The 24,190-nt window shown below is 59.4% G+C and carries 24 protein-coding genes; 17 read left to right on the forward strand and 7 right to left on the reverse strand.

The genetic code is table 11. From position 1 onward, the window contains the following. Positions 1–462: 462 nt before the first annotated feature. Positions 463–1,785, reverse strand: coding sequence for a nicotinate phosphoribosyltransferase (locus NBH12_RS09850; protein ID WP_106629263.1), 1,323 nt, complete (start codon positions 1,783–1,785; stop codon positions 463–465). A gap of 107 nt (positions 1,786–1,892) precedes the next feature. Here NBH12_RS09850 and NBH12_RS09855 point away from each other — a divergent pair, with 107 nt between their 5' ends. Beyond that, a complete protein-coding gene (locus NBH12_RS09855) occupies positions 1,893–2,519 on the forward strand; it encodes a Pr6Pr family membrane protein (protein WP_052828330.1) in 627 nt (208 codons plus the stop codon). Positions 2,520–2,526: 7 nt separating this feature from the next. On the opposite strand, the gene NBH12_RS09860 is transcribed toward NBH12_RS09855, so the two are convergent. After that, on the reverse strand, positions 2,527–2,955 hold the full coding sequence (locus NBH12_RS09860; RefSeq protein ID WP_052828331.1) for a MerR family transcriptional regulator: 429 nt from the start codon (positions 2,953–2,955) through the stop codon (positions 2,527–2,529). Positions 2,956–3,213: 258 nt separating this feature from the next. On the opposite strand from NBH12_RS09860, the gene NBH12_RS09865 reads away from it, so the two are divergent. Further along, positions 3,214–4,224, forward strand: a complete 1,011-nt coding sequence (locus NBH12_RS09865) for an aldo/keto reductase (RefSeq protein WP_052828332.1) — start codon at positions 3,214–3,216, stop codon at positions 4,222–4,224. Positions 4,225–4,418: 194 nt separating this feature from the next. Here the strand turns inward: NBH12_RS09865 and NBH12_RS09870 are convergent, their stop codons facing one another. After that, the gene (locus NBH12_RS09870) at positions 4,419–4,712 is read right to left on the reverse strand and encodes a DUF3039 domain-containing protein (RefSeq protein ID WP_052789742.1); all 294 of its coding nucleotides are present in this window, start codon (positions 4,710–4,712) and stop codon (positions 4,419–4,421) included. A 139-nt stretch (positions 4,713–4,851) separates the two neighbouring features. Here NBH12_RS09870 and coaD point away from each other — a divergent pair, with 139 nt between their 5' ends. From coaD to NBH12_RS09915, 9 genes are all read left to right on the forward strand, one after another. Next, a complete protein-coding gene (coaD, locus tag NBH12_RS09875) occupies positions 4,852–5,352 on the forward strand; it encodes a pantetheine-phosphate adenylyltransferase (RefSeq protein ID WP_003828261.1) in 501 nt (166 codons plus the stop codon). Between the two features lie 5 nt (positions 5,353–5,357). Further along, positions 5,358–6,143, forward strand: coding sequence for a cell division protein (locus NBH12_RS09880; protein ID WP_003831877.1), 786 nt, complete (start codon positions 5,358–5,360; stop codon positions 6,141–6,143). 115 nt (positions 6,144–6,258) lie between these two features. Beyond that, positions 6,259–6,891 (forward strand): YceD family protein, encoded by a 633-nt coding sequence (locus NBH12_RS09885; RefSeq protein WP_025301022.1) that lies wholly within the window; start codon positions 6,259–6,261, stop codon positions 6,889–6,891. Positions 6,892–6,979: 88 nt separating this feature from the next. Beyond that, complete coding sequence (gene rpmF, locus NBH12_RS09890) at positions 6,980–7,174, forward strand: 50S ribosomal protein L32 (protein WP_003828258.1); 195 nt, start codon at positions 6,980–6,982, stop codon at positions 7,172–7,174. Positions 7,175–7,343: 169 nt separating this feature from the next. Then, the gene (rnc, locus tag NBH12_RS09895; protein ID WP_003828257.1) at positions 7,344–8,087 is read left to right on the forward strand and encodes a ribonuclease III; all 744 of its coding nucleotides are present in this window, start codon (positions 7,344–7,346) and stop codon (positions 8,085–8,087) included. A gap of 159 nt (positions 8,088–8,246) precedes the next feature. Further along, positions 8,247–10,211 carry an acetolactate synthase large subunit gene (locus tag NBH12_RS09900; protein ID WP_250819436.1) on the forward strand — a complete coding sequence of 655 codons (1,965 nt, stop codon included), beginning with the start codon at positions 8,247–8,249 and terminating at the stop codon, positions 10,209–10,211. A 16-nt stretch (positions 10,212–10,227) separates the two neighbouring features. Next, entirely contained in the window at positions 10,228–10,785 is a 558-nt protein-coding gene (gene ilvN, locus NBH12_RS09905) for an acetolactate synthase small subunit (RefSeq protein ID WP_003831880.1), read from the forward strand. A gap of 167 nt (positions 10,786–10,952) precedes the next feature. Next, a complete protein-coding gene (locus NBH12_RS09910; protein WP_003828253.1) occupies positions 10,953–11,231 on the forward strand; it encodes a FitA-like ribbon-helix-helix domain-containing protein in 279 nt (92 codons plus the stop codon). A gap of 9 nt (positions 11,232–11,240) precedes the next feature. Further along, positions 11,241–11,660, forward strand: coding sequence for a type II toxin-antitoxin system VapC family toxin (locus NBH12_RS09915; RefSeq protein WP_250819437.1), 420 nt, complete (start codon positions 11,241–11,243; stop codon positions 11,658–11,660). 140 nt (positions 11,661–11,800) lie between these two features. Here NBH12_RS09915 and NBH12_RS09920 read toward each other — a convergent pair whose 3' ends face one another. Together NBH12_RS09920 and NBH12_RS09925 are read right to left on the reverse strand one after the other, a co-directional pair. Beyond that, positions 11,801–14,014 (reverse strand): ABC-F family ATP-binding cassette domain-containing protein, encoded by a 2,214-nt coding sequence (locus NBH12_RS09920; RefSeq protein ID WP_250819438.1) that lies wholly within the window; start codon positions 14,012–14,014, stop codon positions 11,801–11,803. A gap of 215 nt (positions 14,015–14,229) precedes the next feature. After that, positions 14,230–14,958, reverse strand: coding sequence for a type 1 glutamine amidotransferase (locus NBH12_RS09925; protein ID WP_015438426.1), 729 nt, complete (start codon positions 14,956–14,958; stop codon positions 14,230–14,232). Between the two features lie 210 nt (positions 14,959–15,168). On the opposite strand from NBH12_RS09925, the gene cysS reads away from it, so the two are divergent. After that, positions 15,169–16,818, forward strand: coding sequence for a cysteine--tRNA ligase (cysS, locus tag NBH12_RS09930; protein ID WP_250819439.1), 1,650 nt, complete (start codon positions 15,169–15,171; stop codon positions 16,816–16,818). A gap of 248 nt (positions 16,819–17,066) precedes the next feature. On the opposite strand, the gene NBH12_RS09935 is transcribed toward cysS, so the two are convergent. Continuing rightward, complete coding sequence (locus NBH12_RS09935) at positions 17,067–17,975, reverse strand: cation transporter (protein ID WP_019727816.1); 909 nt, start codon at positions 17,973–17,975, stop codon at positions 17,067–17,069. Positions 17,976–18,329: 354 nt separating this feature from the next. Here NBH12_RS09935 and ffh point away from each other — a divergent pair, with 354 nt between their 5' ends. From ffh to rimM, 5 genes are all read left to right on the forward strand, one after another. Further along, positions 18,330–19,985: a signal recognition particle protein gene (ffh, locus tag NBH12_RS09940; RefSeq protein ID WP_016462234.1), complete on the forward strand. Its 1,656-nt coding sequence runs from the start codon at positions 18,330–18,332 to the stop codon at positions 19,983–19,985. Positions 19,986–20,045: 60 nt separating this feature from the next. Then, positions 20,046–21,377 carry an endonuclease/exonuclease/phosphatase family protein gene (locus NBH12_RS09945; RefSeq protein WP_250819440.1) on the forward strand — a complete coding sequence of 444 codons (1,332 nt, stop codon included), beginning with the start codon at positions 20,046–20,048 and terminating at the stop codon, positions 21,375–21,377. A gap of 219 nt (positions 21,378–21,596) precedes the next feature. Next, positions 21,597–22,070, forward strand: coding sequence for a 30S ribosomal protein S16 (gene rpsP / locus NBH12_RS09950; RefSeq protein ID WP_003828242.1), 474 nt, complete (start codon positions 21,597–21,599; stop codon positions 22,068–22,070). A 23-nt stretch (positions 22,071–22,093) separates the two neighbouring features. Then, entirely contained in the window at positions 22,094–22,327 is a 234-nt protein-coding gene (locus NBH12_RS09955; protein WP_003828241.1) for an RNA-binding protein, read from the forward strand. 22 nt (positions 22,328–22,349) lie between these two features. Continuing rightward, positions 22,350–22,964, forward strand: coding sequence for a ribosome maturation factor RimM (gene rimM / locus NBH12_RS09960; RefSeq protein ID WP_003831893.1), 615 nt, complete (start codon positions 22,350–22,352; stop codon positions 22,962–22,964). A 77-nt stretch (positions 22,965–23,041) separates the two neighbouring features. On the opposite strand, the gene NBH12_RS09965 is transcribed toward rimM, so the two are convergent. Further along, positions 23,042–24,097, reverse strand: a complete 1,056-nt coding sequence (locus tag NBH12_RS09965; RefSeq protein ID WP_052787297.1) for a nucleoside hydrolase — start codon at positions 24,095–24,097, stop codon at positions 23,042–23,044. Between the last annotated feature and the right edge of the window lie 93 nt (positions 24,098–24,190).

Raw genomic sequence — 24,190 nt, forward strand, 5'->3', positions numbered from 1 at the left:
AGGCCGCAGGCCAGCCGAGGCCAGTCGACGTGGCGCCACCATCCGCGTTACACCATCACGGCCCGTGAAATGGTGGAGTCGTTGCGTCCCATCGACTGCTGAGATTCATGATGGCGTGGGACGACATGCAAAATTAGGGATTTTTGACTTATCGTCCCACGCCCACTCAGCATCGTGTTATTCATACTGAAACGAGAATGGCATTATTCCAACGTTTTTAATGATGTGATGTTGGGACAACTCGCATATCAAACGTTTGACGTACGTATTGTCCCACGCTGATGTGGGACAATACGCCAAAAATGGCGAATTTCAGATTTCGTCCCACGAACTCAACGGCGGGTTCTCGTCAGAGAACCGTAGTCTCCGCGGCCGAACCGTTAAGCAGGCGGCCCAGTGGGCTGCCTGTAGGTGAGGGGAGCAGCTGTGCTGCGACGGATTCCGAGGAGATGAAGGTTCTCGTCAGAGAACCGTAGTCTCCGTGGGAATCACCGGTTCGCCCTTCATAAGGCTTTGCGCGGAGATGGGCAATTCGGCCAAAGCCGTGGCGTGGTACTCATGAGCCGCCACGATGGCATCGTGACCTTGCCATTGGCCGTCAATCTGACCGTGATTCACAAAGTCGACCAACAGGTTCTTCCATGCCGGGTCTGCCACATAGCCAGCCAGCTTCTCCTCGGAACCGGAGATCACATGTTCGGTTTCGGCCAGCGAGTACTCGTAAGAGCGGAACGCAAGTTTGCGTCCGGGCACAGTGGCCTTGTCCTTCGACTTCTTCATCACCGGCACCATCGTGCCATCCGCGCCTTCACGCTCGGTGAGCTTGTACACCATCGCGCAGGTGGGAGCGCCGGAGCCGGTGACCAGCATGGTGCCCACGCCATAGGAATCAACCGGCGCGGTTTGCAAAGCTGCCAGCGCATACTCATCCAAATCATTGGTAACGGTAATAGTGGTGTTCGTGGCGCCCAAAGCATCCAGTTGATTGCGCACGCGCTGGGCCATTGCAGCCAGGTCACCGGAATCGATGCGCACACCGCCCAGTTCAGGGCCGGCAACCTCGACAGCGGTCTTCACGGCCTCCTCGATGTTGTAGGTATCGACCAGCAGCGTGGTGTTCTTGCCCAATGCTTCAATCTGCGATTCAAAGGCATCGCGCTCGGAATCATGCACCAAAGTAAAGCAGTGCGCCGCGGTGCCAATCGCCTTCAATCCATACAACTGAGCAGCAAGCAGGTTGGCGGTGCCCTTGAATCCGCCCACCACAGCAGCGCGGGCGGCGGCTACGGCAGCCCACTCGTTGGTGCGGCGGCCACCCATATCCATGCACGGACGATCCTTGGCGGCAGACACCATGCGGGAGGCTGCCGAAGCCACGGCGGAATCGTAGTTCAGAACAGATAGAATCAGCGTCTCCAGCAGCGTGCATTCGCCGAACGTGCCTTCAACCTGCAGAATCGGGGAGTTCGGGAAGAACATCTCGCCTTCGCGGTAGCCCTTAATCGAACCGGTGAAGTGGAAGTTTTCCAGCCACTTGATGGTCTCCGGGCTAACCACATGGCGGTCAGACAGGAATTTCAGGTCTTCGTCATCGAGATGGAAGTGCTCAAGCGCGTCAAGAATACGACCGGTGCCGGCCACCACGCCATAACGGCGGCCTTCGGGCAGATGGCGAGTGAATACCTCGAACACACACTTACGGTTGGCGGTGCCGTCTTTCAGCGCGGCGTCAAGCATCGTGTATTCGTACATGTCGGTCATCAAAGCCGGCGAATAATCCACCATTGACAGGGCCTTTCCTACGTTCGATTGTGCTGACCATCAGTGTAGTCCGAATTGCCTCTCACGGGGAGTGCTGTCACCACCCGAAAGACTGGCTACACTCAGAAAGCATGAGATTCATTGTGGCATTATGGCGTCTAGCGATTGCCGGACTGTGCTTTGTGGGCACGTACGAAGCATGGTCGAAACCGCAGTATTGGGTGTATTTCACGTTTCAGACCGGCTTTGTGTTGGGCATCGTGATGCTGTGGGCGGGCGCTGCCACCCTGCTCAAGGGCATCCAACCGCCAGCCTGGCTCAAGGGCTGCCTGACCTTGTACGCCATTGTCACCGCATTGGTGGCGTTCTTCCTGATGCCGCCGGATAACCCGGATTATGTACCGCAGGTAGTTGGCATCATGACCAATACGATGCTGCACAAAATCGCCCCGATCATGGCACTGATCGACTTCCTTCTGTTCGACCCGCATCGCCGGTTCCGTTGGCATTACATGTTCTCGTGGTTGGTGTATTTCCCCGCGTACCTGGCGTTTGTGCTGATTCGCGCGGCGATCTGGCCGGGTTCGGGCCCCGCGGCTGGCGGTAGTCCGTACCCTTACGACTTCATCAACTTGGACAAGCTCGGTTGGCAGGGATTCGGCATCAGTTGCGGCAGGCTGGCGCTGGCCTTCCTGGTGATATCGCTGATTGTCTGGGTGCTCGACCGCGCGCTGCCGAACAAGGCACTGGTGGCTTAGCGGATAACTAGCAGTCGATGGAATACGCGCGGGTCTTGTAGTTGGCCCAGTCAGGCATCTCACCACCGGAATCAATCGCATGCTTGATGTCGGTGTAATAGTGCAGTTTGCGCTGCACGTGCATGGCGGCTTCGTCAAGCGCGTGCCGCTGCTCGTCCAGCGACTCGCGACGGGATTCAAGCAAATCCAGAATTTCGTCGATATGCTCGGGCTCATTGGACTCATAGACGAAGAACTTCTTCAAATCATCAATGGTCATGCCAGCGTTCTTGAAGCAGCAGATCGCACGCAGACGGTTGAGATGGCAATCCTCATACACGCGCTGGCCGGTTTCGGTGCGGTCCACGTTGGTCAGCAATCCCTGCTCTTCGTAGTAGCGCAGCGTGGAAGGTTGCATGTGGAATTGGGTAGCCACCTGACGAATGGTGTAGGTCATTAGTTTTTCTCCTTGACGCCCGCGGAGCATACGATCTTTCACAGCTCTCCGACCGTCCCGTTGCACGATGCAACCGCCCCGCCCTCAGCCGCGACACGCTGAAGCAACACAGCCACTTGCATTAAAGTTCACTTTAACTGGAACCATGATACCTTACGGCGCAACCAACTGCCAACGTATCCGCGCTGCACACGGATCCGGCACACGGCTGCGCAGCACAATAGAGATTTCAGGCCTCAAGCACATCAAGGAGACTCAATGTTCGAGCCAACCACCGTCTACTCCCCCAACCCGCATCGTTATGACACGATGACCTATAACCGCGCCGGCACCTCCGGCCTCAAGCTGCCGGCGGTATCGCTCGGCTTCTGGCACAATTTCGGCGACATCACGCCGTTTGACCAGATGAAGTCCCTGGTCTTCACCGCCTTCGACAACGGCATCACCCACTTCGACCTGGCCAACAACTACGGCCCCGAACCCGGCCAGGCCGAGAAGAACTGCGGCCTGCTGCTCACCAAGTACTTCAAGCACCACCGCGACGAGCTCATCATCTCCACCAAGGCCGGCTACGAGATGTGGGCCGGCCCCTACGGCGATCTCGGCAGCCGCAAGTACCTGCTCGCTTCACTCGACCAGTCGCTGGAACGCCTTGGCCTTGATTACGTGGACATCTTCTACCACCACCACCCGGACCCGGAGACGCCACTCGAGGAGACCATGGGAGCACTGGCCCAGGCCGTGAATTCCGGCAAGGCGCTGTACGCTGGCCTGTCCAACTACGACGGCTCGACCATGGAAAAGGCCGCCGCAATTCTGGCAGAACTGCACGTGCCGTTCATCATCAACCAGAACAAGTACAACATCCTCGATCGCACCGTTGAAAAGAACGGCCTGAAAGAGACCGCCTTCAAGCTGGGCAAGGGCCTCATCACCTTCTGCCCGCTGGCACAGGGCCTGCTGACCAACCGCTATCTCAACGGCATTCCGGCCGACAGCCGCATGGCTCACGATCCGCGATTCCTCAACGATTCCGCGCTGACCGAGAAACTACACAAGCAGGTCATGGATCTGAACAACCTGGCCTCCGAGCGCGGCCAGACGCTGGCCGAGATGAGCCTGGCATGGCTGCTGCACGACGGCAAGGTGACTTCCGTGCTGGCCGGCGCCTCCAAGCCGCAACAGATTCTGGACAACATCGGCGCGCTGAAGAACACCCACTTCAGCGATGATGAGCTCAAGCTCATCGACGAGATTTCGGCACGCTAGAAACGTCCTGGCTCCCCTCGTTGAGGGGAGCTGTCATCGTAGACGACTGAGGGGAGTAACGGGTGCGAACTCGTTGCTCCCCTCAGTCTCGCTGCGCGAGCCAGCTCCCCTCAGAGAGGGGAACCAAGTAGTCTTGCCGAGACAACCACCCTCAGTCAGCTTTGCTGACAGCTCCCGCCAGCGGGAACGAAAAATCAGCCCATCATTTCTTCGTAGATGCGCTTGCAGTCCGGGCACACCGGATACTTGGACGGGTCATGCTTGGGCACCCAGACCTTGCCGCACAGCGCCACCACCGGACGGCCGGTCGCGCGGGATTCCGCGATACGGTCCTTGGACACATAGTGCGCAAAACGGTCGGCGTCGCCGCCATCGTCGCGCACCGGCGACTCCTTGGTCTCCGGACGTTCCAGCACGGAGGTTCCGGCACCCTGGTCGGGGTTGCGCAGCGGTTCGTCGTCATTGGAGAACAGATCAGCAAAAGTCATAGTGTACTTCTTTCCTCGTACTGTACGATTCAACTGCATCCCATCATAGATTCCCATCGCAAACCGCGAAACCCTCCGCATGTAACGTGTGGCCGCACGAAGCGCACCATTGCACACCATTCGCGGTAGGCTAGAAGGCATGACTATCGCAGTATGCCCCGGCTCGTATGACCCCGTCACCGCCGGACACTTGGATGTAATCGAGCGCTCGGCACGATTCTTTGACGAGGTACACGTGGTGGTGGCCGTCAATGCCGCGAAAACACCGATGTTTTCCGAAAGCACGCGAGTCGAGGTAATTCGCCGCGCGCTGGAGAAAGCCGGCTGCACCAACGTCGTCGTCTCCTCCACCGATGGCCTGATCACCGACTACTGCCAGAAGGTCGGCGCCACCGTCATCGTCAAAGGACTGCGTCAGAACGGCGATTACGAGGCCGAACTGGGCATGGCGTTGGTCAATCGCAAGCTCGCCGGCATTGAGACCCTGTTTCTGCCCGCCGATCCGATTCTTGAACATATTTCCAGCTCCATTGTCAAAGACGTGGCTCGCCACGGAGGCGACGTGACCGGCATGGTGCCCGATTGCGTCGTCCCCATGCTCAGCGATGCTTTGGCACAGGAACGAGAAGCAAAGGACTGATAACTATGAGTGATGAACATCCCACTGGTTACGTCGACTTGACCACCCCGGATCCGGTCCCGACCGCCCCCACTGAAGAGGCACCGGTCGATTTGCCGCCTACCGAGGCAACCGATGCGGTACCGACCCCAGAGGCGCCGGCTCCCGCACCGGCCCCGACCAAGGCAGCCGCATTCAATATGGGCACACTGCCCGATCTGCGTGAAACCCTGCAAGCCGACTCGGCGGAAAACAAGAGCCGCGCAGAATTCACCACGGTGTATGACGTCATCGATCGGCTTGAATCCATGCTCGATGAGGCCAAAACCAGCATGTTCTCGCCCGGCACGGTCAAAGTGGATCGCGACGAGTTCACCAGCCAGCTTGCTGAATTGAAAAAGCTGTTGCCGGTGCAGCTGGAACGCGCCTCCGCACTGATGCGCGAAGCCGAGCGCCGCCTGGAATCCGCACAGACACAGGCCAACGCCGTCGTCGCATCCGCCCAGAGCCGCGCCGCGGATATGGTCAGGGAAGCCAACGAACAGGCTCAATTCCTGGCAGGACAGGAAAACGTCACTGAGTTGGCCCGTCAGAAGGCCCGCACGATTCTTGAGCAAGCCCAGGCCAAGTCCGACCACCTGACCCAAGGCGCTGACCAGTATTGCACCACGGTTATGGAGGGTCTGTCCCAGCAGCTTGGCAAGCTCACCCAAGATGTACAAGCAGGTTTGAACGTGCTGGAAGAGCGTCAGCGCTCGGCCGGAGAGCAGTTGCCCAAGCTGACGCTGAATGACTACCCCGAAGCTCAGTAACCAGCAGCACACTCACTGCATCATTCACGAATGCGGCATAGCGGCGCACGGGACGAAGACAACACCCGATACGCCTCACACGGCTGTGCCGCAGCAAAAGACGAAAGGCAGAACTATGGCACGAGTCGAGGATTCTCTGTGGGCGATCCCGGTGGCTCAAATCGCTTCACGAGCCGGACAATCCAAGGAGATCGACGCCGACTTCCCCGCCCCGAGCGGTATCGGCGACGACATCGTCGGCATCAAGGAGGGTGACCCGGTTCACGTTACCGGCTCATTCGACTCCATCGTGGATGGACTGATTTTTACCGGCCGACTGGTCGCACCATTCGTCAGCGAATGCACCCGCTGTTTAAAGCCCATCGACGAGGACTGGCCGGTGAATGTCACCGTATTCTTCCCGTACGAATCCGCAGCGGACAAAGGCCACGGCAAGAGTGGCAGCAAAAACGGCAAAGATGAGGAAGTCGACATCATCGCCGGCGAAGACGAATCAGAGGATACGTATCCGCTGCTGGAAAACGGCGCTTTTGCGGATATCGAGGCGATGATTCGAGACACGTTGGTCGAATCCCTGCCGCTGCAGCCACTGTGCAAGCCGGATTGCAAAGGCCTGTGCTCGCAGTGCGGCATCGATCTGAACGAGAACCCCGATCATCACCACGAAATGGAAGATATTCGTTTCGCCGGTTTGGCGGGTCTCAAGGCCCAGCTTGAGGCCGAACAGAACGGCGAACAGGGCAAGTGAGGCATACGAACTTGAGTTTTGTACGAGCCATGCGTTAAGATAACGGACGCTTAAGCTCAATCGTTCGAACGAAATAGAGGATACTCAAATGGCACTGCCTAAGTACAAGACCTCGCGCGCCAACACGCACTCGCGTCGCGCGAACTGGAAGGCCACCGCTACCGCAACCGTGAGCTGCCCGAACTGTGGCGCTCCGGCTCTGCCGCACATGGCCTGCCCGAGCTGCGGTTCCTTCCGCGGCCGCACCTACCGCTCCGCAATCCAGCCGGCTCACACCAAGTGAGTCCTGTGATAACGGCTTGATATGAAGGCCCTGCCATCGACGGGTGGCGGGGCCTTCGCATATCACTCGATTGCCCACGCACCGCAAACACAAGACGCCACATACCGGTGCTTGCACCTATACATAGACCTCAATACACACAGCACATCGCGCGAAGGATGAAGAACATATGAGCGAGAAGACCACACAGCAAGAAACGGCTGACCGCCAAGCTCCGGCCAACGAACTGCTGGAGGCATTGGGCACCACTATCAGCCCAGACCTGCTGGTGCAAGCGTTGACCCATCGCTCCTTCTCGCATGAGCACCCCGGCGTGTCCAACTACGAACGTCTCGAGTTCCTGGGAGATGCCGTGCTGGAGCTGGTCACCACCGAAACGCTGTTCACCATTCACCCGGACATGAACGAGGGGCAGCTGGCCAAGATGCGCGCCAAAGCCGTCTCGGAGGACGCGCTGAGCGCCATCGCCAAAACCAAGCTCAAAGTGGGCCCCTACATTCTGCTGGGCCACGGTGAGGCCGAGCAGGGCGGTGCCGAAAAGAACTCGATTCTGTGCGACATCGTCGAATCGCTTATCGGCGCCACCTTCCTGGAACACGGTATTGATGAGGCCCGCAAGGTCATTCATCGGCTCATTGACGACACCTTGGCGGAGGTGGCCACCGAAGGCCCGGCGCTCGACTGGAAAACCTCGCTGACCGTCAAGGCACATCATCTGGGCAAGGCCGAACCGGTGTACCACATGGAAGTGTCCGGCCCCGAATACGCACAGATTTTCACTGCCAAAGTCACTTTGGGCGATAATCCCGAAATCATCGGCACCGGCAAGGGCTCCAGCAAGCGCAAAGCACAGCTTGCCGCAGCCGAAGCCGGATGGAAAGCACTGGACGCTCTCAAGACGCGGACTAAGTAAGCCAGCTGTCGGATTTACGAATAGACTGATACCAACACGAGCGACGAGCCGCGTCGGAGCCACAAGCACCGGCACACGCGGCTGGAACATACGTGAGCGTCTGGCTTCCACCCTACGGCCAACCGACGCTCGCAGTTGATTTACGAGGTGAGAGGAATCATGGCTTTACCCACGCCTTTGCAGGCATTCAGTGGTGTGCCGAAAACCCACGCGGCCACTGACCAGCAGACCATTATCGATGGAGAGAAGATGACCGGCGCCCAGGCGCTGGTGCGTTCGCTGGAGGATCTCGGCGTCGAGGACGTCTTCGGTATCCCCGGCGGCGCGATCCTGCCCGCCTACCATCAGATCAACGACAGCACGAAGTTCCGTTTCGTGCTCATGCGCCACGAGCAGGCCGCCGGCCATGCCGCCGAGGGCTATGCGCTGGCCACTGGCAAGGTGGGCGTGTGCCTGGTGACCTCCGGCCCGGGTGCCACGAACGTGGTCACCGCCATCGCCGACGCGAACATGGATTCCGTGCCGATGGTGGTTATCACCGGTCAGGTGGGCGTTCAGGCCATTGGTACCGACGCCTTCCAGGAGGCGGACATCGTGGGCATCACCTACCCGGTGTCCAAGCATTCCTTCCTAGTGACCCGCGCGCAGGATATTCCTCGCGTGCTCTCCGAGGCGTACCACATCGCCAGCACCGGCCGCCCCGGCCCGGTGGTAGTGGATCTGACCAAGACCGCACAAACCAGTGATATGTACTATTCATGGCCGCAGCGCATGATTCTGCCCGGCTACAATCCCACCACCAAGGCGCACGGCCGCGTACTATCCGATGCCGCCAAGCTGTTCTCCCAGTCCTACCGCCCGGTGCTGTACGTGGGCGGCGGCGCGGCCCGTGCCAACGCCGGCGCTCAGGTCAAGGCTCTGGCCGATCTGACCGGCGCCCCCGTGGTCACCACCCTGCCCGCGCGCGGCATCATCCCGGACACCGACCCGAAGAACCTCGGCATGCTGGGCATGCATGGCACCATCGCCGCCACCGGTGCGGTGCAGCGCGCCGATCTGCTCGTGGCTATTGGCGCCCGTTTCGATGATCGCGTGACCGGCAAGCTGGATGCTTTCGCCCCCACCGCCCGCGTAATCCACATCGATATCGATCCGGCGGAAATCGGCAAGAATCGTCAGCCCGACGTGCCGATTGTGGGCGATGTGGCCGCCGTGCTGGACGATCTGATTCCTGAAATCGAGCGCACGCAAGCCATTCAAGGCAAGCCAAACCTGGCTCCCTGGTGGAAGGCAATTGATGGCTGGCGCAAGGAATACCCGATGACGTGGGACAAGCCGACCGACGGCTCGCTGGCCCCGCAGTGGGTCATCAAGAAGCTCTCCGAGCTGGCCGACTCCTCCACCATCTGGGTGACCGGCGTGGGCCAGCACCAGATGTGGGCTTCACAGTTCATTGACTTCGAGAACCAGCACTCCTGGATTTCCTCCGGTGGCTTGGGCACGATGGGCTACGGCCTGCCGGCAGCCATCGGCGCATCCGTGGGTTCCGCCCGTAAATTTGAAGGCAAGAAGCCGGTATGGCTGATTGATGGCGACGGCTCCTTCCAGATGACGTCCGAAGAGCTGGCGGCCGCATTCTTGGACCACGCTCCGGTAAAGATCGCAATCCTCAACAACTCCGTGTACGGCATGGTTCGCCAGTGGCAGACCCTGTTCTACGAGCACCACTACTCGCAGACCAACCTGTTGGATGGCGAGGCTCACGGTACCGATGGTGCCGGGCAACTGGCCGATAATTCGGTTCCGATCGAGGTGCCTGACTTCATCAAGCTGGCCGAAGCCTATGGTTGTGTCGGCATCCGCGCGTTCACTGAAGATGAGGCGATTGCCGCCATCGAGAAGGCGAACCAGATCAACGACCGTCCGGTGCTCATTGATTTCCGCGTATGGAAGGACGCCATGGTGTGGCCGATGGTTGCCGCAGGCGCCTCAAACGATGAGGTGATCTACAAGCCCGGTATCAAACCGCTGACCGGCGGGACCCCGGCTCCAGGCACCGGCCCGGACGAACATGCGACTGGCGTGTTCGAGCACGAGACCACGACCGCCGCGAACGAGCACTGAGGAGAGGAGAATCATCATGGCTACTAACTATCCTGCATCTCGTCCCGGTTCCGAGCGTCATACACTCTCTGTTCTGGTGGAGAACCGCCCAGGTGTGCTGGCCCGCATCGCCGGCTTGTTCGCCCGCCGCGCGTTCAACATCAACTCTCTGTCCGTCTCTCCCACCGAGCGCCCGGACATCTCCCGTGTCACGGTGACCGCCGACGTGGAGGCTGTGCCGCTCGAGCAGATCATCAAGCAGCTCAACAAGCTGCTGCACGTGCTGAAGATTGTGGAACTTGACCCGAATTCCACCGTGGAGCGCGAGCTGGTGCTGATCAAGGTGGCCGCCGATCAGTCCAACCGTTCCGACGTGCTGGAGATTGTGCGCCTGTTCCGCGTGCGCGTAGTGGATGTGAACCCGGAATCGCTGACCATCGAGGCGACTGGCGCTGAAGGCAAGATCGACGCTCTGCTGGGGCTTCTGGAGCATTACGGCGTCATCGAGCTGGTTCGTTCCGGCGCAGTCGCCGTAACCCGTGGCCCGCACGCCTTAAGCGAAAAGGTCGTCGGCTCCGAAGTCACCGGTCGCTGATTTTCTCTGGCTTCCCTCCGTCCGAGGGGAGCTTGCAAGACCAAACCCAAAGGGCGGATATGCACAACGCATATCCGCCCTTTTTGTATGCGCACCTCGCAACCCCATCTGCATGCATAATGACAGCACTATTTGCTAGCATTATGACAGCAACAAGGAGGTGCATTATGGCAACACTGACCATCCGAAAAATACCCGATGAACAAATTCAACAGCTCAAGGAAGTGGCCGAAAAGAACAATCGCTCCATGGAATCTCAGGTGCGGTCCATTCTTGAAGAATGGTTGGCCGGCACGGTGGCACACGAAATGACACGAAAGACCAATTTTTATGACGAGATCCGTGAATTCATGGAAAAAATAGATTTTGATGGGCTCGAAGAAGGAGAGATTCCAGCGCCTGAACGAAATCCTGATGATTCCCGACCACCAGTGACCTTTGAATAGGTCGTAACCATGATTATTTTGGACACCAACGTCATCAGCGAAATCATTAAGAAACAGCCAGACGAGCACGTTGCCAATTGGCTGAGAAACCAAGATACAAGCAATTTGGCGACCACTGCCATCACCGTCGCCGAGTTGTTGGCCGGAATATGTCAAATGCCTGAGGGCAAACGACGAAAGTACACGGACACAACCATCAAGCTTGAGCTTATGACCTTAGCAGATAGAACATTCGCATTCGACACCCAAGCAGCTGCCAATTATGCAACCATCTTCATTGAACGCGAGCGCAGTGGCAAACCTACAATCCAAGATGCCATGATTGCGGCAATTGCCCGCTCTTGGAGAGCAAGTGTGGCCACACGTAACACCAAAGACTTCGAAGGCACCGGCGTGGAACTCATCAATCCTTGGGAATACAAAGGCTAACGGACAGCTCATAGAATCAACGGAGGGCGGTTCGGTATGCACTTTGGCTCCCCTCTCTGAGGGGAGCTGTCACCGGAGGTAACTGAGGGGGAGCCCCACAGCAAATCACGCTTCGCAGCAGACCACACTGCGTTCCCCGGCTACTCCAACTGTTCGGAGAGCTCAAGCCATTCGGCTTCGAGGTCATCGCTTTCGCTGTTGACTGCGGTGAGCTGTTCGTTGAGCTTGTTGAGGCCTTCGTAGTCGCTCGGGTCATGGCTGGCCATCTGCGCCTCGAGGCCGGATTTCTGCTCTTCCAGCTTGGCAAGTTTGCGCTCGATGGCGTTCACACGCTTGGACGCCTCATGGAATGCCTTGCCGCTCAGCTTTGGCTCAGCCGAATCTTGAGTTCCCTCCGAAGAAGTCGACTGAGGGACAGACTCAGCCGCAGAACCCTTACCCTGTGCCCCACGCTTGGCCGATGACCCACCAGTCCCAGCAAAACCGGTCTTATCCCCCGGAAGCCCCTTGCCGTTCTTGAGGTCCTCAACCATGTCAAGGTAATCCTGCACACCACCAGGCAGATGGCGCACCTTGCCGCCGATCAATGCGAACTGCTGGTCAGTGACGCGCTCAAGCAGGTAACGGTCGTGGGAAACCACAATCAGGGTACCCGGCCAGGTGTCGAGTAGGTCTTCCATTACAGCGAGCATGTCAGTATCCAAATCGTTGCCGGGCTCGTCCATGATGAGCACATTCGGCTCATCCAGCAGAATCAGCAGCAATTGCATGCGGCGCTTTTGGCCGCCGGACAGGTCACGAATCGGCGTCATCAGCTGTGCGGACTCAAAGCCAAGCCGCTCCATAAGCTGGCCCGGAGTGACTTCTTTACCCTCCACGATGTAGCTGGGCTTATAGCGGTTCAGCACTTCCTTGATCTTGTACCGACCCAGCTTCTCCAGCTCGTCCAAACGCTGGGAAAGAACGGCGAACTTCACGGTCTTGCCGATGTTCACGTGGCCCACGGTCGGGGTAAGCGTGCCGTCGATGAGCTTGAGCAGCGTGGACTTGCCGGCACCATTAGCGCCGACGATGCCGAAACGGTCGCCCGGACCGATCAGCCATGTCACGTCATCGAGAATCTCACGGCCGGACACGGTGACTTTGCGTGCGGCGGACGTCGCGGCTTCCTCGTCAAGGGCATCGCTGCCGATGGTCTCGCCACCGGTGTTCTGGCGGCGAACCTCACGCTCGATGTCGCTCGGCGCATTGGCCTCCGCTTCACGCGCCTTGGCCGCGGCCTCGATGGCTTCGGGCACACCCGCATCAACCAATCGGGGATCGTCCATATCGGTGACGGCCACCTCGACGGAACCGTGCAGCTGCGGTTCGGCATACATGGCGTTCACCACGTCCACGCGCGAGGCCGAGTCGGCGAGCGCCGCCACGTCCGGGTCGATTTCTGCCATACCCTGAGTATGTTCGAAAATCTGTGTGACGTTGATGAGGTCGACCACCTGCTTGCCAAGGCGGGAGGTGGCCATTTGCTTGAGCTCAACCGTGTTGCGCATCGGCGGCACATCGGCGATGAGCTCACGGGCGGCTTTGACGTGGAACTTTTGCTTGGTGGAGCGAGCGCGGGCGCCGCGGGACAGCCATGCAAGCTCCTTGCGTGCCAGATTGCGGCGCTTCGTCTCGCGCACGTCGGCCTGACGATCGCGCTCGACGCGCTGCAGCATGTATGCCGAATACCCGCCTTCGAACGGCTCAATCACGCCGTCGTGAACCTCCCACATGGATTCGCACACTTCGTCCAAGAACCAACGGTCGTGGGTGACGAGCAGCAATACGCCCTGACCTTTGGACCAACGGTTCTTCAGGTGCTCGGCCAACCAGTGGATGGTGACCACATCAAGATGGTTGGTGGGCTCGTCGAGCGCGAGAATATCCCAGTCCTTAAGCAGCAGTCGAGCCAGATCGGCGCGGCGACGTTGGCCGCCGGACAGGGATCCGACCTTGGCGTCCAGGCTCATGCCGCCGAGCAGGGCTTCCACGATCTCGCGCGAGGTGTTGTCGGACGCCCATTCGTAGTCCGCGCGGCCTTCCAATGCGGCTTCGCGGATGGTGGCGTTGTCGTCAAGTGGATCGCGCTGGTCGAGCATGCCGAAGGTGAGTCCACCGCGCTTCGTCACGCGGCCGGAGTCCGGCTCCTGGGTGCCGCGGAACAGGTGAAGCAACGTGGATTTGCCGTCGCCGTTCTTACCGACAATGCCGATACGGTCGCCCTCGAATACACCTTGGGTCACATCGGTGAAGATGGTTTTGGTGGCGAAGGCGAGCGAAACGTGTTCCAGTCCAATGTCATAAGTCGGCATGACTCACCAATGTAGCGCCATGCTTGCCCAGTGATGAGGTCTCCACCACGATGTCGACCACCCACCACACGGTGAAATCCCCACGACGATGTTAGCGAAGATTTGCTTTTCGCGGAATACCGCCATTTTGAGTCACCACGTGGTGGGGAATTCACTACGCGGTGGGAGAAGATAATTGTCGCGCAACGAGATACGGCAATCACATTGTCATCCGCCTACTTGCTCAGCGTCTGGGAGTAGGAGTTGCAGCGGGCGGCGAAGCCGGAGAACACCTGCTCGGCGAGCGGCTGCAGCATTTGATCGTACTGGGCGAATTGCTCGCGCAACTGGGATTTGGAACCACCGGCGGCCTTGAGATCCTTGACCATGCTCGGCTCATCAAGCCATTCATCCAGCAGGGATCCGCACACTTCGAGATGGAACTGCATGCCCAATGCGGAACCCAGACGGAACGCCTGCACCTTGGTGGCGGAGGAGCGCGCCAGCAGCTGGGCGCCCTCAGGTAGACCGACTACATCGTTATGCCAATGCAGCACGTTCAGCTGCTTATCCCACATGGAGAAGAAGTCGTGCCTATCCACGCGCTTGATGGGCCCAAAGCCAATCTCCGGCGCATCGCCCTTACGCAGCTGGCCACCGAGTGCAGTGGCGATAATCTGGTGGCCCAAGCACACGCCAAGTACCGGCTTGCCTACGGCCACGGCCGCTTTGGCCAGCTTGCCCTCAGCCTTTAATCCCGGATACTTGTCATAGTCGAGCGCGCCCATCGGCCCGCCCATAATCACCACACCGGCAAGGTCACCGAAGTCGGGAAGATCGGGCTTCTTCGTGTCGGCAATATTCATAATCACCGTATCGAGCCCGATATCTTCGAGGGTCGACAGAATACGCCCGGGGCGCTCCCACGGGACATGTTGCAAAATCAGCACTTGTGGTGTGGACATGGCTCCTATTGTGACACGAGCGTTCCCCGTTTGCGTTAACACCGCCATTTTCGAATGGTTCGCCGCCGTTTGATGCCCCGTTCCGCACTTGAATCGTTGCCAGCAACAAGCCATGTCGTCGATCGGCACCGAACCCATGAACAGCCGCCCCACAAAAATGCACCGATAGGCCACGTCTCATGTCTGGCTCCAACCCTACGCTTAGGGGCTATGGGAAACAGCCAAAAACCGCAGGATTTCAACACTTCCGTTATGCCGTCGAGCCTGACGCCGGTGCATGTAGCCAAGGCCGCCGACGGCCTGAATCTGTATGACACCGCATCGCATCAGGTCAGTCATTTCGTGCCGCTCAAGCCGGGCGAGGTCGGCATCTACGTGTGTGGCGCCACCGTGCAGTCTTCCCCGCATATCGGCCATATCCGTGCCGCCGTAGCGTTCGACATCGTGCGCCGCTGGTTCTTGAAGCTCGGATACAAGGTCACGTTCGTGCGCAATGTGACCGACATCGACGACAAGATTCTCGACAAGGCCGCAGCCGCCGGTCAGCGCTGGTGGGCCCGCGCCTACTACTATGAGCGCGAATTCACCGAGGCGTACAACACGCTTGGCGTGCTGCCGCCCACCGTGGAGCCCCGCGCCACCGGCCATATGCCGGACATGATCGATCTGATTCAGCGCATTCTCGACAACGGCCATGGCTATGTGGTCACGGATGCGGATGGCAAGCCCACCGGCAACGTGTACTTCGACGTGGCCTCCTGGCCGCATTACGGCGAGCTGACCCACCAGAAGCAGACCGCCGAGGTCGATGAAGCAGCTGCCGTGGCCGACCGCATGGGCCCGTCCGTGGATGCCACCGGCGACGACAAATACAACCCCGTCGATCCGGCCGATGCCTCCCCCGACAAGCATGATCCGCGCGACTTTGCACTGTGGAAAGCTCCGAAGGATACCGACCCCGAGGACGCTCGCTGGTCAACCCCGTTCGGCGTGGGACGTCCGGGCTGGCATATCGAATGCTCTGCCATGTCCCATCGTTATCTGGGCGACGGATTCGACATTCACGGCGGCGGCTTGGACCTGCGCTTCCCGCACCATGAGAACGAGATGGCCCAGACCCGTGCGGCTGGCTACCCGTCCGCCGCACGCTGGATGCACTCGGCTTGGGTGACCGCCAAGGGCGAGAAGATGTCGAAGTCTCTCGGCACTGGTCTGTCCGTGCCGTCTGTGCTGGCTGAGAACTCCGCTTGGGTGGTGCGTTACGCGCTGGGTTCCGTGCAATATCGTTCGATGCTCGAATGGTCCGATCAGGCACTGGTCGAGGCTCAGGCCGCATACGACCGCGTCTCGAACTTCATTGAGCGTGCCGGCGTGGCCTTGGGTGGTCAGCCGTCCCGCGAAGAGGTCACCGGCATATCCGCCGATGCCCTGCCCGCTGATTTCGTGGCCGCGATGAACGACGATGTCAACGTCTCCGGTGCGACCGCCGCGATTTTCACCGCCATTCGTTCCGGCAATACGCTGCTCTCGCAGCTTGCCGATCGCGCCGATTCCGAGGCCGTGCAGGCCGAAGTGCGTGAGACGCTGCTCGCCGTGCGCGCAATGCTCGACACGTTGGGACTGGATCCGCTGGCCGAACCGTGGGTCTCTGCCGGAGCTGCCGGTGGTGCCAGCGATGGCATGACCGAGACCCCCGAGCACGCCGCATTGGAAGCGCTTATTACCGAACAGCTCAATGCCCGTGCCGAAGCCCGCAAGGCTAGGGACTTTGCCAAGGCCGATCAGATTCGCGATACGCTGGCCGAGGCCGGCATCACCATCGAAGACGGCCTGCAAGGCTCGACCTGGAGCCTGAAGTAGCCACTTAGCGACATCGAACAACGATATTCCCGTTTCAAGGGGCTGATTTGTCCGATTCCGGAGGTCTACTTCCGTTTCAAGGGGCTGACGCTCAAGTAGAGGCACACTACAAATGGCTTAACGACGGTGTCGTTAAGCCATTTGTACTTTCAGTTTGAAGTTTAGGCAGCCCCTTGAAATGGAAGTAGACCTCCGGGAACGACGAAATCAGCCCCTCGAAATGGCGAAAGCCCCATCAAACCAGCCGATCAGTCGAAAACGAAGTCTACGTCCACGAGGTGCAGGCGCTTGGCGAGTTCCTTTTCCAACGAGCGCTTGCGTTCGATGAGATCAGACACATCGATGGTCTCGCCAGTGCCGGCCAAATACACATCCACCGTGTAGTTCATGCCGGTTTTGAAAATCAGCGTCTGCTCATACTCGGTATTGGCAGGCAGGTGCCGCTGCGCCTCGGCTTCCACATAAGCATTGGTCTCGTCGTCGTCATGCACGCCACCGACCAATTCCACGAACGCTTCCTTCAGCACGCTGAACGGTTCGCGAATGGTCAACACCACCAACGCCACGGTGATGAAGAAATCGCCGGTGTAATGCAGGAAGTCAAGCGGTCCACCAGCCGGCAGCAGCATCAGGAATACCGCAATCACGCCGATGCCAAAGGACATCGAACCGTCGACCAGCGTGCTTTTGCATTCGGCGGTGAGCATGGTGCTGGAGTTGCCGATGGCACGGTTCGAGCGCCGATAGTACATGTACAGGCTGAAGCAGACAATCACGGTCAGGATCTCGTAAATGACCACCGGGCCAGTTTCGATGCGTTCGCCGGACCCGAACACGAAGTAGTCATAAGCCACTCGGCACACGTCGATCAGCGAATACACCAACAACGACATGGTGAAGATGGCCTTGCAGATCGCGTAGATAGGCTCCAACGCGAACAGGCCATTGGGGAAGCGCTCAGTGGTACGCACCGTGCGCATCGAAAGGTACACCGCCACCAGTCCGGAAAGGACGGAGATTGCGGTGAAGGAGAAATCAAGGAACATGGCCTTAAGGCCAGTCATGAAGAACACAGCCATTCCGGCGAGCACCTGAAGAACGTTGACGACTATGCCAACGATCAGAGCTTTGCGTTCAAGGAGTTTTTGGGTGGGCATCGGTGGGCCTTCCTTATTGCACGGCATGTCTGCGTTGGCCCGCAACGGGTCTGGTCGTTGACCTAAGTTCGCGAGGGCGCACGGCAGTCTGCGTATAAGCGGTGTCCAGGGATTTTCAAAACAGCGTAAGCATTCCAAAAAACACAGGATTCTTTACATTCTCTATGGTAACGGAAGCACTCGATTGGCTTCGCCACGAGCGGATGGCAAGACATTCGCCTACTAGGTGTCTGGTGACGATTCCGCCAACGCCGGCAACCGAACGGCACCATCGCAACACAACGCCGATATGGGCGGCAGAATCGTTGCCCGGCAAATAGAATTTCCCGCGTGGCGGCTAGACTGTTGCCCATTATGGCAGCATTTAGTTCTTTGACAGATAGGCTCTCGAATGCGTTCAAGCATCTGAAGAGCAAGGGCAAGCTTTCCGAAGCGGATATCGACGGCACAATCCGCGAAATCCGCCGCGCGCTGCTCGACGCCGACGTGGCGCTCGACGTGGTGCGTTCCTTCACTGGCAAGGTGCGCGAGCGCGCACTGGGCACCGAGGTGTCCGAGGCACTCAACCCCGCCCAGCAGGTGGTGAAGATCGTCAATGAGGAGCTCACCGACGTGCTCGGTCAGGGCGTGGACCGCCCGCTGAACTTCGCCAAGAACCCGCCGACGATCATCATGCTCGCAGGTCTTCAGGGTGCCGGTAAAACCACACTGGCCGGCAAGCTCGGCTATTGGCTCAAGGATTCCGGCCATACGCCGCTGCTGGTGGCGGCCGATTTGCAGCGTCCGAACGCCGTGACCCAGCTACAGGTGGTCGGCGAGCGCGCCGGCGTGCCCGTCTACGCCCCCGAGAAGGGCGTGCAGTCCGACGGCGGCGAGGCTGTGGCCGCTCCGGGCCAGACTTCCGGTGACCCGGTGAAGGTGGCACGCGATTCCATCGAAATCGCCAAGCAGAAGCTTTATGACACGGTGATCATCGATACCGCCGGTCGCTTGGGCGTGGACGAGGAGCTGATGAAGCAGGCACGCGATATCCGTGACGCCGTGCAGCCCAATGAAATCCTGTTCGTCATCGACGCGATGATCGGTCAGGACGCGGTCAAGACCGCCAAGGCATTCGATGAAGGCGTGGACTTCACCGGCGTGGTGCTCTCCAAGCTCGATGGCGACGCCCGCGGCGGCGCCGCGCTGTCCGTGGCGTCCGTGACCGGCAAGCCGATCCTGTTTGCTTCCACTGGCGAGGGTCTGAAGGACTTCGAGGTCTTCCACCCGGATCGTATGGCATCGCGCATCCTCGACATGGGCGACATCATGACGCTCATCGAGCAGGCTCAGAAGCAGTTCGACGAGGAGAAGGCCCGCAAGGCCGCCGAGAAGATCTCCGAGGGTTCCTTTGGCTTGGATGATTTCCTCGATCAGCTGCAGCAGGTGCGCAAGCTTGGTTCGATGAAGTCGCTGCTCGGCATGATTCCGGGCATGGCCCAGCACCGCAAGGAGCTTGAGCAGTTCGATGAGAAGGAGATCGACCGCACCGAGGCGATTATTCGCTCGATGACCCCGGCAGAGCGCCGTGATCCGTCGATTATCAACGGTTCTCGCCGCGCCCGTATCGCCTATGGTTCCGGCGTGACCGTCTCGCAGGTCAACGCTCTGCTGCAGCGCTTTGAGCAGGCCGCAAAGATGATGAAGCGCATGTCCAACCGCGGCGGCATGGGTGGCGGCATGCCCGGCTTCGGCGGCCCTGCGATGGGCGGCGGTAAGAAGAAGGGCAAGAACAAGAAGAAGGGCGGCAAGTCCGGCAACCCGATGAAGCGCGAGGCTGAGGAGAAGGCATTGCGCGATAAGCTGGCCGGCAAGAAGTCCTCCGGTTCCACCGGCGGCTCCGCATTTGCCAAGAAGCCGCAGAATCCAGCTCTGCCTGCAGGCCTTGAAGAGATGATGGGCAACGTCGATGGCGGCACTGAGCTGCCTCCGAACCTCGGCGGCGGTTTGAGCGGCTTGTTCGGTCGCTGATTGTCGAGGGGCTCCCGCCAGCGGGAGCATATTTTTTGACATATTCGGAAAGGAACTTCCATGGTGACAATCCTTGGCACTGTGGCGATCATCGCACTGCTGTGGACAGCGTTGAGCGCACTACCGGCTGGCCTTGAAGCCCGCATGCCGTTGCCATACATGATTGCGCTCACGCCATTGTTGTGGGTTCCTTTGGTGGTTTTGGCCGCACTCGCCGCGTGGCAGCGCGAATGGAGCGTTATGTCGCTGCTTATCGTGGCCGCACTGTTCGCCAGCTCGCACCGGCTTAACTATTGGGGTACGTCAATCGACCCCGCCGGCAAGCGTAAGGAATCCCACCGTGAAACACCGCGTGAAACATCTGTGAATACGCAGAATATGAACAATTCCAGCAACGCTGACACCACTGTCATGGTATCGTCCAGCACTATCGGCGCAAATCGTGAAACATCCCGTGAAACATCTGTAAACACCCATAACATAAGCGACCCCAACGCCGGACCCTCTGCTGCTGCATCATCTTCCGGTACTGCCGGCACAAGCCGTGAAGCACTAGACGCAGCCAGTAATCTATCTTCCACGGCCTCGGAATCCACCCGCACCACGCTCCCCACTCAGTTCACCGTCATGACCCTGAACTGCCGTTACGGTCGCGCGGACGCCAATGACATCACCGCCAATATTCGCAAACGCGGCATCAGCGTGCTGGCATTGCAGGAGGTCACCGACGAGCTCATCGCACGCCTCACCGAGGCAGGTCTCAACGAGCTGCTCCCCTATCATCAATTCGGCGAAGCCAAGGACACTGACAACGGCGGCTTCAACGTGCTCTACTCCGCATACGAGCCGGGCGCATCCGTGCCCAACGTGGTCAGCATCCCCGCTGCCGACGTGCCGGCCATCACACTGCGCATCGCAGATCAAGCCAAGATGCCGCCCGCCAGCACCTCCACCAATGGCACCACTATCCGTATCGCTGCCAACCCAAGCACCACAACCCAAGCGCACCCCGACCGAACCATCACTTTCTGCTCGGCTCATCCGAAATCCCCTATGCGCGGCTGTGCCGACTGGTCGGCCGGAATCCTAGGATTACGAGAGATCACCAAAGCTCGGTCCATCGCCCATCACAACATCGCTGTTGTGATGGGCGACCTCAACTCAAGCACCGACCACCCCAGTTTCCGTGCCCTGCTCAAGTCTGGCTTCAAGGACGCGAGCCTGACCCAAGCGGCCGGCCCCAACCTTACGTTCCCCCGCTGGCTCAAGTGGCCACGCATCGAGCTGGATCACGTGCTGTTTACCCCCGGAGTGCGGCCATCACAGGTCAAGTCGTTCGAAATCAAGGACACCGATCATCTGGCACTTGTCGCCACGCTGGCGCTTCGTTAGCTGCCTGCCGTACATCGCATCCCCGCGATCCGCTGCCACGGCAAACCGCACACGACACTCACCACGTCAGTCCTGCCCTGCGCGCTATAATAGGCCAGTTATTCGCGCGCGCGTGGCGCCCTCTACACCCCGGGCCGCGAGGACACGTGGATTCCGGTGGGCCATGCCCCACATGGTAGCCGCGAAACCACAAACCTAGTTATTACAAGGAGAGCCATTTTGGCAACCAAGATTCGTCTGAAGCGACAGGGCAAGAAGTTCTACGCCTTCTACCGCGTGGTGGTCGTCGATTCTCGCAAGAAGCGTGACGGCAAGGTCATCGAGGAGATCGGTACCTACAACCCCAACACCCAGCCCTCGACCATCCAGATCAAGTCTGACCGCGCTCAGTACTGGCTTGGCGTCGGCGCTCAGCCGTCCGAGCCCGTATTCAAGCTGCTCAACATCACTGGTGACTGGCAGAAGTTCAAGGGCCTTGACGGTGCTGAAGGCACCCTGAAGACCGTTGAAGCCGGCCCAGATGCCGAGGCCCGCATTGCGGCCGTCGAGAACCAGGCTCAGAAGCTGAAGGCCGCCAAGTCCGAGGCTGACGCCAAGGCTAAGGCTGAGGCCGAAGCTGCTGCCGCCGCCGAGGAGACCCCGGCTGAGGAAGCTCCGGCTGAGGCTGCTGAAGAAGCTCCGGCCGAGGCCTGAGCTGAAACGAAAGGCTAGCAATCATGCTTGCACAGGCTGTGGAACACCTCATCAAGAACATCGTTGATTTTCCCGACGATGTGTCCGTCAAGTCCCATGAGAACGCGCGCGGCGAACTGCTTCGCGTGCGCGTGAACCCGGAGGACATCGGCCGCGTGATCGGCCGCAGCGGCCGCACCGCCAATGCGATTCGCACCGTGGTGCAGGCATTGTCCGACCACAAGGTTCGCGTCGACATCATGGACGTCCGTCGATAACCGATAAGGATTGATTCACAGCATGGCAGAGCAAGACATGCACGACGACCCTCAGCAGCTCGAGTTGCTGAGGGTCGCTCGTATTGGCCGCGCGCAGGGGCTCAAGGGCGAAGTCACCGTGCGCTTGTACACCGACGATCCCGAATGGCGCTTCGAGCCGGATTCCGTGCTCTACAGCCAGGATGGCGAAACCGAGTATATCGTTGAGAACTCGCGCACATTCAAAGATCGATGGATTCTCAAACTTGAGGGCACGGATGATCGTACTGCCGCCGAGGCACTGAATGGCGTCGAGCTGTATGGCGAGGCCGACGATGCGGAAGAGATGCTCGAGGCGGACGAATGGTATCCCAAGGATCTCATCGGCCTCGAGGCTCGTCTGTCCGAGGGCAATGGCCTAGGGCTGCCCGCTGGTCAAGTGGTAGGCAAGGTGGTCGACGTGGTCGACTCCCCCGCCCAGTCGCTGCTGAAGATTCGTCTGGTCGAGCCGGTGGTGACCGGTCAGAATTCCAAGGGTGAGGACGTCATCGAGAAAACCGCGCTGGTTCCGTTCGTGGAAGCGCTGGTGCCCGAAATCGATTTGGACGAGCAGTATCTGACGCTTGACCCGCCCGGCGGTTTAATTCCTGGACTGTAACTCTTATCTACCACCAAATTGTTGAGGGGGCCTTCTGATGAATCGATCAGAAGGCCCCTCAGTTATGTATCAGTCCGTCACCCGCGTGCCACGGCGGTGACACGTTGCATGAAGCGGTCAAGGAATGCCGGCACGTTGACCCCGAGCGCCACTTGCGTGTGCTTGTCCGGGTCTTGCACTCGAGAACGGTCACCAATGGTGCGGCCACGGAACGGGCCCTCCAAATCGACCTGTAGGTTGAAGCCGAACGTGGTGACCAATGATGGGTCAAGCGCGGCAGCCACAGCGAGCGGGTCATGCAGTCCGCAGCCGTGGATTTCCGGCTGGTTCTTTACGTAGAAATCGATGTAGTAATCGGTCATGGTGACAAGGAAGTCACCGGCCGGCGTTCCCAGAGCGGCCCATTCATGAGCTTTCTCGCGGGTGAGCGCGGTCTGATGAGTCACGTCGAGACCAATCATCGTGGTGCGGGCACCGCACTTGAACAGGTAATCAGCGGCCTCGGGATCCTGGGAGATGTTCGCTTCGGCAGCAGGACTTACATTGCCCGGTAGTGTCAGCGAACCACCCATCAACGTTACGTTGATGCCAGAATCCTTCAGATCCGGGGCATTACGGAACACGGTGGCCATGGTGGTCATTGCACCGGTAGGTACGATGGTCAAATCCGGCCCACATTCACGTGCGGCAGCGATGATGAAATCGACTGCGGAGCCCGGCGCCTCGGGCTGCCTGGGAGAATCCGGCAGCACTGCACCGCCGATTCCATTGGGATGATGTACAGCAACCGAACCGGGGCTGGGCGACCATGGAGTATCGGTCTGCCATCCGTCCTCACCGCCCTCCTGCCAACGACGGTATGCTTCGGCACGTTCATCCGGCGTGGTGCCGCGCATCAATGGCAACTTCGCGGGTGCGATGGGATGGTCGATGCCGGGATACACCGGTATGTCATCGCGTCCAAATGCGTGGAGCACCGCAAGCGCATTGCGCGCGGCCAGAGGCACGGCGACGTTGCCGTATGTGGCAGTGATGCCAATGAGATCGGCGTCTCCGGCACTGCCTAGCGCATAGGCGATGGCGAGCGCATCGTCGATGCCAGTATCAAGGTCGAGGATGAGTTTCTTGCGCATACTACTCCTTCGCAATGAATCGCTCTTCCGAAATTGCTGTTGTCGACACTCTTGCGTCAGAAATTCAGGAAATAAAAGGTGATCTCCTAAAAT

The organism is Bifidobacterium sp. M3-N-101 (genome assembly GCF_023656805.1).
In the GTDB taxonomy this organism is placed as follows: Bacteria; Actinomycetota; Actinomycetes; order Actinomycetales; family Bifidobacteriaceae; genus Bifidobacterium; species Bifidobacterium breve.

Excerpts from the sequence above, each read along its gene's own strand:
- NBH12_RS09855 (WP_052828330.1), top strand. The coding sequence starts at position 1,893 with ATGAGATTCATTGTGGCATTATGGCGTCTAGCGATTGCCGGACTGTGC.
- NBH12_RS09955 (WP_003828241.1), top strand. The coding sequence starts at position 22,094 with ATGCTTGCACAGGCTGTGGAACACCTCATCAAGAACATCGTTGATTTT.
- coaD (WP_003828261.1), top strand. The coding sequence starts at position 4,852 with ATGACTATCGCAGTATGCCCCGGCTCGTATGACCCCGTCACCGCCGGA.
- NBH12_RS09860 (WP_052828331.1), bottom strand. The coding sequence starts at position 2,955 with ATGACCTACACCATTCGTCAGGTGGCTACCCAATTCCACATGCAACCT.
- NBH12_RS09925 (WP_015438426.1), bottom strand. The coding sequence starts at position 14,958 with ATGTCCACACCACAAGTGCTGATTTTGCAACATGTCCCGTGGGAGCGC.
- rimM (WP_003831893.1), top strand. The coding sequence starts at position 22,350 with ATGGCAGAGCAAGACATGCACGACGACCCTCAGCAGCTCGAGTTGCTG.
- NBH12_RS09870 (WP_052789742.1), bottom strand. The coding sequence starts at position 4,712 with ATGACTTTTGCTGATCTGTTCTCCAATGACGACGAACCGCTGCGCAAC.
- NBH12_RS09965 (WP_052787297.1), bottom strand. The coding sequence starts at position 24,097 with ATGCGCAAGAAACTCATCCTCGACCTTGATACTGGCATCGACGATGCG.
- NBH12_RS09850 (WP_106629263.1), bottom strand. The coding sequence starts at position 1,785 with ATGGTGGATTATTCGCCGGCTTTGATGACCGACATGTACGAATACACG.
- ffh (WP_016462234.1), top strand. The coding sequence starts at position 18,330 with ATGGCAGCATTTAGTTCTTTGACAGATAGGCTCTCGAATGCGTTCAAG.
- rpmF (WP_003828258.1), top strand. The coding sequence starts at position 6,980 with ATGGCACTGCCTAAGTACAAGACCTCGCGCGCCAACACGCACTCGCGT.
- ilvN (WP_003831880.1), top strand. The coding sequence starts at position 10,228 with ATGGCTACTAACTATCCTGCATCTCGTCCCGGTTCCGAGCGTCATACA.
- NBH12_RS09885 (WP_025301022.1), top strand. The coding sequence starts at position 6,259 with ATGGCACGAGTCGAGGATTCTCTGTGGGCGATCCCGGTGGCTCAAATC.
- NBH12_RS09915 (WP_250819437.1), top strand. The coding sequence starts at position 11,241 with ATGATTATTTTGGACACCAACGTCATCAGCGAAATCATTAAGAAACAG.
- NBH12_RS09865 (WP_052828332.1), top strand. The coding sequence starts at position 3,214 with ATGTTCGAGCCAACCACCGTCTACTCCCCCAACCCGCATCGTTATGAC.
- rnc (WP_003828257.1), top strand. The coding sequence starts at position 7,344 with ATGAGCGAGAAGACCACACAGCAAGAAACGGCTGACCGCCAAGCTCCG.
- NBH12_RS09945 (WP_250819440.1), top strand. The coding sequence starts at position 20,046 with ATGGTGACAATCCTTGGCACTGTGGCGATCATCGCACTGCTGTGGACA.
- NBH12_RS09910 (WP_003828253.1), top strand. The coding sequence starts at position 10,953 with ATGGCAACACTGACCATCCGAAAAATACCCGATGAACAAATTCAACAG.
- cysS (WP_250819439.1), top strand. The coding sequence starts at position 15,169 with ATGGGAAACAGCCAAAAACCGCAGGATTTCAACACTTCCGTTATGCCG.
- NBH12_RS09880 (WP_003831877.1), top strand. The coding sequence starts at position 5,358 with ATGAGTGATGAACATCCCACTGGTTACGTCGACTTGACCACCCCGGAT.
- NBH12_RS09935 (WP_019727816.1), bottom strand. The coding sequence starts at position 17,975 with ATGCCCACCCAAAAACTCCTTGAACGCAAAGCTCTGATCGTTGGCATA.
- NBH12_RS09900 (WP_250819436.1), top strand. The coding sequence starts at position 8,247 with ATGGCTTTACCCACGCCTTTGCAGGCATTCAGTGGTGTGCCGAAAACC.
- NBH12_RS09920 (WP_250819438.1), bottom strand. The coding sequence starts at position 14,014 with ATGCCGACTTATGACATTGGACTGGAACACGTTTCGCTCGCCTTCGCC.